This window comes from Empedobacter falsenii, assembly GCF_013488205.1.
In the GTDB taxonomy this organism is placed as follows: domain Bacteria; phylum Bacteroidota; class Bacteroidia; order Flavobacteriales; family Weeksellaceae; genus Empedobacter; species Empedobacter falsenii_C.
Genome location: NZ_CP040908.1, coordinates 2,167,394 through 2,179,712 on the forward strand (window position 1 = coordinate 2,167,394; position 12,319 = coordinate 2,179,712).

The window sequence follows — 12,319 nt, forward strand, 5'->3', positions numbered from 1 at the left end:
ATGAAAACAGCAGAAATATTCGATCAATTTCTTAAATCGAAAATCGTTACGACTGATACACGCAACATCTCACAAAATTGTATCTTTTTTGCTTTAAAAGGAGCTAATTTTAATGGAAATACTTTCGCTCAAGAAGCGATCAATCAAGGAGCTGCAATGGCAATTGTTGACGAAAAAGAATTTGAAAATACATCTCAAAATATTTTTTTGGTTAATGATGCTTTAGAAACTCTACAAGATTTAGCGAGAACTTATCGTAATTACCTTAAAATACCATTTATTGGATTGACTGGTTCTAATGGTAAAACAACGACAAAAGAATTGATTTCAGCTGTTTTAAAAGAGAAATTCAAAACGCATTATACATTCGGAAATCTGAATAATCACATCGGAGTTCCTTTAACTATACTTTCTATTTCAGAAGATACAGAAATGGCTGTGATCGAAATGGGTGCGAATCATCAAAAAGAAATCGAGTTATTAGCTTCTATTTCTCAACCAGATTATGGGTATATCACCAATTTTGGTAAAGCTCATTTAGAAGGTTTCGGAGGAATTGAAGGTGTGATTAAAGGAAAATCTGAGTTATATGATTTTTTGAGAGCAAATAACAGAACTGCTTTTGTCAATTTTAATGATCCTATTCAAGTTGAAAAAACTGAAGATATTAACCGAATTACATTTTCTGATCAACATAATGCTAATGTTCAAATCGAATTGATAGAAAATGAAACTGAATATTTGGCGGTTAAATACCAAGATTTAAAAATTCAATCACATTTAACAGGAAACTATAATTTTAGCAATATTTCGTGTGCAATTGCAATTGGAGAACATTTCGGGATTGACGCAAAATCTATTCAAAACGGAATCGAAAATTATTTTCCATCAAATAATCGTTCACAAATTATCAATAAAGAAAATTACAAAATTGTGATGGATGCCTACAACGCAAACCCAAGTAGTATGGAAGCTTCGTTAAATAATTTTGCAAAATTTGAAGGTTCTAAAACAATTATTATTGGTGACATGTTTGAGCTTGGAGAAGAATCAAAAGCTGAGCATCAACGTATTTTAGATTTAGCTGAAAGTTTAGATTTTGATCAAATTTTTATTTTAGGACATAATTTTGGTGAAACAATTACGAATAATCCGAAAGTACAAAAATTTGAAAATCGCGTTGCATTTGAAGAATGTTTAAAAGAAAATCCAATCAAAACTCAAAATATTTTGATAAAAGGTTCTCATGGCATGAGGCTTGATTTGTTAGAAAATATTTAAAATCAATACCTTGATTATCTGATGAATAAATCAATATTTTTTTTTATTATAATTACTCTTTTCACTTCTCATTCTCTTCAGGCTCAATCTGTAATTGAATGGAAAAAAGATATGAAACTTAATTACGAAAACTTTAAAAAGAAACCTATTCAAACAAAGGTTCCTCAAGGATTTTTAGATTCAAAATTAGGTTGGAAAATTGCAGAATCTACTGGAGAACTTCCTGAACTTTGGGTTACCAATAAATTTGATGAAAGTAATTCGTGGCTATCTATGCAACATGCAGAAATTTTAAAAGAAATGCAGTTGCAATTTGACTTGTCTGAATTATATGCACGAAAAATTAGAAAAGATTTTAAAGATTTACAAGCCAAAAAAGTCATGGAAAAAGATTCTTATCGAGCAAAATTTTTGTCAGGTTCTAAGAATTTTCAGAAAAAATTGAAATCGATAGCTGGAGTCTCTTTAAATCAACCTGATTTATATAAATTATTAAATAAACAAATTCAAGATTCATTGGTGATTTATCAAAATTACAATAAGTAAAAGAGGCTCTAAACTTAACTATTTATTAATTTTAGATGTCTTTTTTATATATACATTTGTAACCTTTTCAAGATAAAATATATGAAACAGATTTCCACAATTTTGTTATATAATACAAGGCTTCCACTTGTTGAGCAACTAAATTTAAATAATTTCAATTTAAAAATTTTGAAAAACGTTTATATATTTAAAAAATAATTATTAAATAATAAATGAGAGAATTAAGATATTTTTCGTATCTTAATTCTCTTTTTAAATTCATACTGTATGAAAAAAATAATTTTACATCTTAGTATTTTTTTAGTAGGTTCTAACCTTTTTGCTCAAGCGCCTGCTAATTATTACAACAATGCAACCGGTAGTGGATTTGTATTAAAAACTCAACTCTATAATATAATAAAAGGTCATACAACAAAAAGTTATGATGCTTTAAAAGGGTTATACAGACAAACGGATTCTGATAATGGATTTCAAGATAAATATTATGAAAAAGATAATACCATTTTAGACATCTATTCTGAAATTGCTACTGCTAAAGATCCATATAATTTTACTCCTGGTCAAAAAGAATGTGGAAATTACAAGAATGAAGGAGATTGTTACAATAGAGAACACTTAATCCCTCAAAGTGTTTTTAGTGAAAGTTCGCCTATGGTTTCAGACCCTTTGCATATATGGCCAACAGATGGTAAAGTAAACGGCATGAGAAGTAACTATCCTCATGGTGTTGTTGGGAATGCAACATACACATCACTAAATGGGTCTAAATTAGGAAGTAATTTAAATTCTGGTTATTCTGCCGGCTATTCTGGGATTGTATTCGAACCTATTGATGAATTTAAAGGTGATATCGCTCGTGCTTATTTTTATTTTGCTACACGCTATCAAGAAAATGGTATTCAAAGTTGGACCTATGCTATGTTTAATAAAACAAAAGATAAAGTTTTTACAGATACTTTCTTGAAAATATTAATGACTTGGCATTTAAATGATCCTGTTTCTGATCGAGAAAAAGACATTAATAATTTAGTATACAGATACCAAGGAAATAGAAATCCATTTATCGATCATCCAGAATATGCAGAAAAAATTTGGGGTTCGGATTTAGGAACTGGAGATTTCGAATATCAAAAACGTGATGATGTTTCAGTTTACAATGCAACAAATCGTTCGATTAAAGTTAAACTTGAAAATAATTCGAAATCAATTCAGAAAGTTTCTGTTTTTAATTTCAATGGACAATTAGTTAATGAAGTTTCAAATTCATCTAATCAAAAAGAAGTTGAAGTTAATTTCAAAACTCCAGGTGTTTATATCATCAAAGTTGTTGGAAAACAAATGGAAATCAACAAAAGAGTTGTAATAAAATAATCATTTATCAATCCATCATAAAAAAATCCTTCGCTCATACAAGTGAAGGATTTTTTATTTTAGTAAATGGAAAAAATTATTAGTCATTATTGATATTTTTCTTAAAAAATGTGCTTCCATATAGAAACATGATTAATAAAAAAGGGATACCAAGCGTGACTGATAATAAAATAAATGTTTTTAACATACTAATAAGAAATATTTTAGTTTCTAATACTTTTATCAATTTACGATTAATAATTTTATATTATTCATAACAAAACATCTTTTTTTATTTATTAACACTATTTTTATCAACTTGATAATTAAAAGCTTTTCATTAATATAAATTCATAAAAAAAGTCGCTTAAAATTAAGCGACTCATATATAGAAAATTCTATTTCAATTTATTGGTTTCCCTTTGCGTAATCAGCTAAGAATTGTGCTAATCCAGAATCTGTTAAAGGGTGTTTTAACAATCCTAAGATTGATGATAAAGGTCCTGTCATAACATCAGCACCAATTTTTGCACAATTTACAATATGCATTGTATTACGAACTGAAGCAGCTAAAATTTGAGTTTCGTACAAATAGTTATCATAAACCAAACGAATTTCTTCGATTAAGTTTAAACCATCTGTCGAAATATCGTCTAAACGTCCGATGAATGGAGAAACGTAAGTTGCACCAGCTTTTGCAGCTAATAATGCTTGTCCTACAGAGAAAACTAAAGTAACATTAGTTCTGATTCCTTTTGTAGAAAAGTATTTACACGCTTTTACACCATCTTTCGTCATAGGAATTTTAACTACGATTTGAGGATTTAAAGCTGCTAAAGCTTCACCTTCTTTTACCATTCCTTCGAAATCAGTAGAAATTACCTCAGCAGAAACATCTCCGTCAACTAATTCGCAAATTGCTTTGTAGTGATTCAAAATATTTTCTTGACCTGTAATTCCTTCTTTTGCCATTAAAGATGGATTTGTTGTTACACCATCTAAAACTCCTAAATCTTGGGCTTCTTTAATGTCAGCTAAGTTAGCTGTATCGATAAAAAATTTCATTGTTTGTTTGTATTTCGTTCAGGCAAAATTAAGGATTAAATTATAGAAAACCATTTAATCTTAAAGATTCGATCAAAAATATTTTAAACCGCTGTATATCCTCCATCAACAAGGTAATAACCGCCTGTCATAAAGGATGCTTTGTCCGAACTTAAGAATAAAACCAACTCCGCAACTTCTTCTGGCTGTCCCAAACGACCCATTGGATGTTTTGTAACAAGCAATTCTAAATGATCTGCACTCAAATTATTCGACAACAAAGGCGTCATAATATAACCTGGTCCAACTGCATTACAACGAATATTTTTTGGTCCGTATTCCGCTCCAATGTTTTTCGTCAAACCTACAACTCCATGCTTTGCAGAAGTATAAGCCGAACTCATTGGCGCAGCGACAGTACCATGAATAGAAGCCATATTAACAATAGAACCTCCTCCATTCTTTTCCATTGCTTGTAATTGATATTTACATCCGTAAAAAACACCATTAAAATTGATATCTATTACTTTTTTCCAACCATCTAGTGGATAATTTTCAGTCAGCTCAGCAGGACCTCCAATTCCAGCATTGTTACAAGCTATATCAAGTTTTCCATAAACTTCAAGCGTTTTATTTACTAATGCTTCATTATCTTCTGGCGAAGAAGTATCAGCTTTGAAAAATATCGCTTCTCCTCCATTTTTTTTGATAATTTCTACTACTTCATTTCCACCTTCTTCATTAATATCTGAAACCACAACTTTCGCACCCTCTTTGGCATATAATTCAGCAACAGCTTTCCCAATTCCAGAGCTAGCTCCAGTTACAATCGCAACTTTATCTTTTAAACTTGACATAATTTTATGATTTTAATTTAAATAAAGTTAATCATTTATAATCAGATCTATAAATCATTTCTTTCAAATAATATTATTTGAAATGATTCAATTTTATTAACTATTTTGAAATGAAAAATTCAGCATAACAAATATATTTAGGATAAAACAATTCTATTTTTTTATATTTGATACAAATAACTTTTTAAATGAAAAATTTAATAGCTGCTATACTTTTATGTAGTTTTTCTACTATAAATGCACAAGAAACAAGTGATTATAAGTACATCAATATTCCTGAAAAATTTTCTAGTTTTGATAAAGATGAATATCAATTAAATAATCGATTAAGATATATATTAACGCAGAAAAAATATGAAGTTTTACCTTCTGATAAATCTTCTTGGCCGCTAGAAGTTGTGCAAAACCCTTGTTTAGCATTGAATGCTGATATTTTAAAAGTTAAAAGTTTTCTGAATAATAAATTAGAGGTAAGTTTTACAGATTGTTCTAATAAAAGTATTCAAAAATTTGAAGGAACTTCTAAGATTAAAGAATATGACAAAGGTTACCAAGAAGCTATAAAACTAGCTTTAAATCCTTTAAAATCTCAAAATGCGAAAGCTTCTGTTCCGATGGTAAAATTAGAAAAAGCCCAAACAGAAACAACAACTGCATATATACCAGAGCCAAAAGGAACTAAGGTAACAGCTACTAATTTGTTGACAGATGGAACAATTACGTATCAAAAAATTGAACTGCAAAATGGTGGTTTTATGTTGATGTCCGAAAACGGAAATCAGGTTGTTGCGAAATTTGAACCAACTCTAAAAAATGGAATTTATAGAGTAATTGTTACCAAAGGAAATTCAAATTATTTTTCGGTAGGTTACATTAGTGGAAATACAATTTCGTACGAGGTTTCTGAAAATAATACTTGGAAAGAAGTTAAATTATCGGCTAAATAATCTTATAATGAAAACTATATTATCAGGTTTATTTTTAATTGCATTATCATCACTTCAGGCACAAAACGTAACAGATTACAAATATGTTATCGTTCCTCAACTCTTTAAAGATTTTGCTAAAGATGATTTTCAATTAAATATTGGATTGAAAACCGCTTTGAGAAAAAAAGATTATGAAGTAGTCAATGAAAATTCTATCCCGTTAGAGGTACAAATTAATCCTTGTTTAGCAACAAAAGCTAACATTGAAGAAGTAAAAGTGATGTTTAGAAATAAATTAAAAGTGACTTTTACTGATTGCAATAATGCTGTTGTTAGCTCTTATGAAGGTTCGTCAAAAGAAAAAGATTTCACAAAAGGTTATCAAGAAGCATTAACATTTGCTATGAATCAGGTTGGAAAACAAAATGCGAAAGATTTACCTGTAACTAAAACAGAAAATACAACAATTCCAACCGTTAAAGAAACAACGAATAAAGTCGTTACGCAAGAATCAAGTAAAACTGTAGAATACAAAAACGTTTACAAATCGAACGGAAAAAATTACACGACAGCAAGTACAAATAACTACGAATTTGTGTTAATAGATCAAGAAAATTCAAAAGTTATTGCACAATTTTATCCAGCTGCCCAACAAAATGTTTTTCATGTGACAGTGATTTCTCAAAACGGAAATTACCAAACAATTGGTTATTTGAACGAAAATAATATCATCATCGAATATAAAACAGGTGATAAATCTTGGTCAACTACAACTTATTCAAAGTAAGTTTTTATAGTACATTTGCACCTTAAATTTTAGAAAATGCAAGCACCTATTGCGAAAAAAATAGAACAAAAATTAGAAAAACACGGAGATATCCGCATCGATAATTATTATTGGTTGAATGATCGTGAAAACTCTGAAGTTATCGATTATTTGAACCAAGAAAACGAATACACAAAAGCTATTCTACAACCAACGGAAGCTATACAAACCAAGCTTTTTGAGGAAATGAAAGCGCGAATCAAAGAAGATGATTCGTCTGTTCCGTACAAATTGAATGGTTATTGGTATTTGACAGAATATCAAAAAGGGAAGGAATATCCGATTCACAAACGTCGTAAAGATAGTTTAGAGAATCCAGATGAAATTCTTTTTGATGTCAACACGATGGCAGAAGGTCATTCGTATTATCAATTGGGCGGAATTTCGATGGCGCCAAATAATCAATTGGTTTCCTTTGGAGTTGACAATGTTTCGCGAAGAATTTATACGATTCAAATCAAAGATTTAACAACTGGAGAAATTCTTTCTGATAAAATAGAAAACACAACTGGAGGTTCTGTTTGGGCCGCTGATAATCAGACCTTATTTTATACAAGAAAAGATGAAACATTACGCGCTTATCAAATTTGGAAACACAAATTAGGGACAAAACAAGAAGATGATGTCTTGGTTTTTGAAGAGGCCGATGATACGTTCAATGCGTTTGTTTACAAATCAAAATCAAGAGATTACATTATTATTGGATCTTCAAGTACTGTTTCAGATGAGTTTAGATATATTCCTTCTAATCAACCAGATGCAGCGTTTAAAATCTTTCAAGAAAGAGAACGTGATTTAGAATATTCAATCGAACATTTTGGTGATTCATTTTATATTCAAACCAATAAAGATGATGCGTTTAACTTCAAATTAATGAAAACTTCTGTCGAAAAAACAGAACAAGAAAATTGGATTGATGTGATTCCTCATCGTGAAGAAACATTGATTGAAGGTTTTGAGATTTTCAAAAATTATTTGGTTATCGAAGAGCGCACAAATGGTTTATTGCAGATGAATATCAAAGCATGGAATAATTCAACTGATTATTATTTGCCATTTAACGAAGAAACCTATACAGCAAATGTTGGCACAAATCCAGATTTTGATACTGACATTTTACGTTACGGATATACATCATTGACAACTCCTTCTTCTGTGATTGATTTTAACATGAATGATAAAACATTCGAAATCAAAAAAGAACAAGTTGTTATAGGTGATTTTGACAAAGAAAATTATATTTCTGAACGAATTTGGGCTGAAGCACGAGACGGAGAAATGGTTCCAATCTCATTGGTTCGTCGAAAAGATACACCTCTTTCTGCCGAAACTCCTCTCCTACTTTACGCTTATGGTTCGTATGGTTACACGATAGAGCCTTATTTTAGTTCGGTTCGATTAAGTCTTTTGGACAGAGGTTTTATTTATGCAATCGCACATATTCGTGGTGGTCAATATCTTGGTCGCGAATGGTACGAAGATGGAAAAATGTTAGAAAAGAAAAATACATTTTTCGATTATATTGATGCAGCAAAATATTTGATTCAACAGAATTACACTTCATCAAAACATCTATATGCAATGGGTGGTTCTGCTGGCGGATTGTTGATGGGGGCTGTTATTAATTACGAGCCAACATTATTCAATGGAGTAATTGCGCAAGTTCCTTTTGTGGACGTTGTCACAACAATGTTAGACGATTCTATTCCACTAACAACAGGGGAATATGATGAATGGGGAAATCCGAACGAAAAAGAATATTACGATTACATGAAATCGTATTCGCCTTACGATAATGTGGAAGCAAAAGCTTATCCAAACCTTTATGTTTCGACAGGTTTGCACGATTCTCAAGTACAATATTGGGAACCTGCAAAATGGGTGGCGAAATTAAGAGATTTAAAAACAGATAATAATATTCTACTTTTAGATACAAATATGGACACAGGTCACGGTGGTGCTTCTGGTCGATTCGAATCGTTGAAAGAAGATGCGAAAGAAGATGCTTTCTTATTTATGTTAGAAGGGATTACAGAATAAATTTCAAACCAAAAAGTCAACAAATTTGTTGGCTTTTTGTATTTTTAACCAAACCTACTCTATGACCTTTATTTTCTTAATCTTTGGATTAGCAATTGCGGGATTTCAAACAATTATTCTCAAAGAAATTTGGCAAGTAAACCTTCGTCCAAAATGGATTTTATTCCTTATAACTCCTCTATTAATAAGTATTACAGATTATTTTTGCGACGATCAACTCACAGCTTTTGTATTTTTTGGAGCAATAGCTTCAATATTCTTTATTGCAGTTACTGGTATAATTTTTCAAAATTCTACCAATTTTGATGAAGAATCAAACAGTTTCAAACACAAAAAAAGTTACAGTGAAATTGTCCAAGATTATAATCAGCCTTTTTACCTAAATCCTGCTTGGGGAATTGCTTATCAACTCTATGTCGTTGCGATGATTGGAATTTATATTTTTGTTCCAAATGAAGTTTATGAATCTGATTTAAATTATAAATTGATTGAGCAAGATTTAGCTTTACAACTATTATCACTTTTCATATTTACTGGATTTTCCATTATTATTTTGTTATACAATTATTTAGATGAGTACAAAAACTATATTCCTTCCATTTTCAACGGAAAAAGATTAGTTGCAACACCAAAAGAAAGCAGAATTAATAAAGTAATTACCATAAGCGTTACGCTAATATCATTCATTATTTTCTGTAAATTTTGTTACGATAAAGGAATTTATTTCAGCTTGAAATCTATCTTTCAATCATTTGATTCATCATCATTTCTATCGATAAATACAGGAATTATTGCATTTATCTTTTTCAATTCCATTATCCTGATAATTAATCCATCACAAGTTGCAAAACTAAATATGATTCGCATTGCAACACTAATTCAATCTGCTTTTTTCAGTATTTTTTTATCAGCCGCAATTGCAGTTCCTTTTATGATTTTGCAAGATCAATTGGCTTACTTCAATATGAGTTCGGAAATTCTTTTATTTTTAGGATTTAATATTGTTTTATTAGTGAATGAAATTTCACTTTTTGTAAAATACAAAAAGGGTATAATCGATTAATTCTTCTAATAAATCACAGATTTTATCTAAATTTACAACAAAGCTTTGTACTTTCTGGAAACTATTTTAAAATGAAATTTAAACTTACACCAATATTAATTGTGTTGAGTATTTTAGAACTCTTCCTTTTATTTATGTCTATAAACTATCTTTTTATTGATAATAATGGTGGAAATGCCTTGGGTGGAACAATTGCTTTTTTTGGATTAATTATTTTCTTTTTTATTTTATTAATTGAACAACTTATTATAATAAGTATAAAAATTCCGATAAAATTTATTTGGATCATTGAATCTATAGTCTTATTGATTTCAATTATTTATGTTTATTATAATGGGATATCTATCGGATAATATAAAAAAGATATAAACTCATTAAATATAAAAACCAAAAATTACTCAATTTCTTTGCTATAAAAACATAAAATTATTTACAATTAAAAAATAATTAACTTATGAAGTTTTAAGTTTAAACATAAAATCACAGATTTTATCTAAATTTACAACAAAGCTTTATAATTTGACACCAAAAGAAATTCTTTTTAAGTATTGGAATTATCCTTCTTTCAAAACGCCGCAAGAGGAAATCATCTCAAGTGTTTTGGAAGGGAAAGATACGTTGGCAATTTTGCCTACTGGTGGCGGAAAATCTATCTGTTATCAAGTTCCAGCGATTATTTTTGATGGTTTAACATTGGTCATTTCGCCGCTTATTGCGTTGATGAAAGATCAAGTTCAAAATTTACAATCCAAAGGAATTTCGACGGCATATATCACCAATGAAATTGATCAAAATACGATTGGGAAAATTTTGGACGATTGTCAAAACAACAAAATCAAATTACTATATGTTTCACCAGAGCGTTTGCAAAGTAGAATTTTTGTTGAACGATTGAAACAAATCAATATTAGTTTGCTTGCAGTTGACGAAGCACATTGTGTTTCTGAATGGGGACACGATTTTCGCCCTGCATATCATCGAATTTCGAGGTTAAAAACTATTCTTCCTAAAGTTCCAATCCTAGCATTGACAGCAACGGCAACAGAAAAAATTCAGCAAGAGATTGTAGAAAAATTAGAGTTAGATAATCCCAAGGTTTTTAAATCTTCTTTAAAAAGAGAAAATCTTTCGTACAATGTTTTTCTTTCTGCTGATAAGAAAAATGATTTGATTTATTATTTAAAAAAATATCCTGGTTCGAGTATTATTTTTGTTCGAAATCGAAAATTAACCTATGAAATTGCTAGTTTTTTAAATCAAAATGGTTTTGCTGCCGATTTTTTTCACGCCAAATTAACCAAAGACGAAAAAGAACAAAAGCAGAAAAATTGGATGTTGAGTAATTCGAGAATTATGGTTTCGACAAATGCGTTTGGAATGGGAATCGACAAGCCAAACGTTCGTACCGTTTTTCATATCGATTTACCGCAAGGAATTGAAGCATATTACCAAGAAGTTGGTCGCGCTGGACGTGATGAACAGGAATCACATGGAATTTATTTGTACAATCCTGATGATCGAATTCAGGCAGAAAATATTTTCAAAGCGAATTTACCTTCGCAACAAGATTTTATCAAAATTGGGAATTGTTTGTTTAGTCAATTACAATTGGCTGAAGGCGAATTAACGGAAATGAATTATCAGTTGGATATTCCAAAATTTGCCGAAAAATTTGGTTTAAATCTTAAAATGGTTCTTCAATTTTTAGAATTTCTCAATACGAAAGAAATCATTCAGCAAAAAAATTATTCACAAAATAGTAGCATTCAAATTTTAGCGTCACCACATTCGATTAATTTGAATGAAAACCGAATTTTTGATTATTTACAACGTCATTATCCTGGAATTTATACTTATAATAGAGAAATTTCGGAAAGTAAAATGGCGTTCGAATTGCACATGAGTATTGGCGACATTAGAAATAGTTTGCACGAATATGCAAAAAATGGTTCTATTGATTATTCGGATCGATTTTTAGCGCGATTTAGATTTCTTGTTCCGCGCGATTCGAATGCGTTTAAAAATAAATTGTGGAAAGATTTCGAATCAATTCAAGTGAATAATTGGAAACGTTTGCAAGCAATGGCTTATTATACCGAACAAAATACTATTTGTAGAGAACGTTTGTTATTTGGCTATTTTAATCAAAAATCTGATCAAAATTGTGGTAAATGCGATGTTTGTCAATCCAAAAAACAAAACGAAAGCTTTAATTCATCTGATTTGATTGAATATTTGAAAGAAGGTACAAAAACGCAAGCCGAAATCCTTTCAAAATTCATAAATTCGCCAAAAGATAAAATCGTCGAAGAATTGCAATATTTGATAGACGAAATGCGAGTTCAACCAATTGGATTCGATTCTTATAAACTAATAGAATAAA

Annotated in this window: 11 protein-coding genes; 9 read left to right on the forward strand and 2 right to left on the reverse strand. The window is 29.9% G+C overall.

What is annotated here, in order from left to right:
* The 3 genes from FH779_RS10060 (at position 1) to FH779_RS10070 (ending at position 3,198) form a co-directional block, all read left to right on the forward strand.
* A complete protein-coding gene (locus FH779_RS10060; RefSeq protein WP_180904569.1) occupies positions 1-1,281 on the forward strand; it encodes a UDP-N-acetylmuramoyl-tripeptide--D-alanyl-D-alanine ligase in 1,281 nt (426 codons plus the stop codon).
* A 111-nt stretch (positions 1,282-1,392) separates the two neighbouring features.
* Positions 1,393-1,827 (forward strand): hypothetical protein, encoded by a 435-nt coding sequence (locus tag FH779_RS10065; RefSeq protein WP_180904570.1) that lies wholly within the window; start codon positions 1,393-1,395, stop codon positions 1,825-1,827.
* Positions 1,828-2,094: 267 nt separating this feature from the next.
* A complete protein-coding gene (locus FH779_RS10070) occupies positions 2,095-3,198 on the forward strand; it encodes an endonuclease (RefSeq protein WP_180904571.1) in 1,104 nt (367 codons plus the stop codon).
* A 387-nt stretch (positions 3,199-3,585) separates the two neighbouring features.
* Here the strand turns inward: FH779_RS10070 and fsa are convergent, their stop codons facing one another.
* Positions 3,586-4,242: a fructose-6-phosphate aldolase gene (gene fsa, locus FH779_RS10075; protein WP_125349844.1), complete on the reverse strand. Its 657-nt coding sequence runs from the start codon at positions 4,240-4,242 to the stop codon at positions 3,586-3,588.
* An 83-nt stretch (positions 4,243-4,325) separates the two neighbouring features.
* Complete coding sequence (locus tag FH779_RS10080) at positions 4,326-5,078, reverse strand: SDR family NAD(P)-dependent oxidoreductase (RefSeq protein ID WP_125349843.1); 753 nt, start codon at positions 5,076-5,078, stop codon at positions 4,326-4,328.
* A 188-nt stretch (positions 5,079-5,266) separates the two neighbouring features.
* Here FH779_RS10080 and FH779_RS10085 point away from each other — a divergent pair, with 188 nt between their 5' ends.
* The 6 genes from FH779_RS10085 to FH779_RS10110 all read left to right on the forward strand — a co-directional run bounded on the left by FH779_RS10085 (position 5,267) and on the right by FH779_RS10110 (position 12,318).
* Entirely contained in the window at positions 5,267-6,025 is a 759-nt protein-coding gene (locus FH779_RS10085; protein ID WP_180904572.1) for a hypothetical protein, read from the forward strand.
* A 7-nt stretch (positions 6,026-6,032) separates the two neighbouring features.
* Positions 6,033-6,794: a hypothetical protein gene (locus FH779_RS10090; RefSeq protein WP_180904573.1), complete on the forward strand. Its 762-nt coding sequence runs from the start codon at positions 6,033-6,035 to the stop codon at positions 6,792-6,794.
* Between the two features lie 36 nt (positions 6,795-6,830).
* Positions 6,831-8,873: a S9 family peptidase gene (locus tag FH779_RS10095; RefSeq protein ID WP_180904574.1), complete on the forward strand. Its 2,043-nt coding sequence runs from the start codon at positions 6,831-6,833 to the stop codon at positions 8,871-8,873.
* A 61-nt stretch (positions 8,874-8,934) separates the two neighbouring features.
* Entirely contained in the window at positions 8,935-9,936 is a 1,002-nt protein-coding gene (locus FH779_RS10100; RefSeq protein WP_180904575.1) for a hypothetical protein, read from the forward strand.
* Between the two features lie 71 nt (positions 9,937-10,007).
* Positions 10,008-10,289 (forward strand): hypothetical protein, encoded by a 282-nt coding sequence (locus FH779_RS10105; protein ID WP_135836558.1) that lies wholly within the window; start codon positions 10,008-10,010, stop codon positions 10,287-10,289.
* 166 nt (positions 10,290-10,455) lie between these two features.
* Positions 10,456-12,318, forward strand: a complete 1,863-nt coding sequence (locus FH779_RS10110; protein WP_180904576.1) for a RecQ family ATP-dependent DNA helicase — start codon at positions 10,456-10,458, stop codon at positions 12,316-12,318.
* Position 12,319 lies beyond the last annotated feature (1 nt).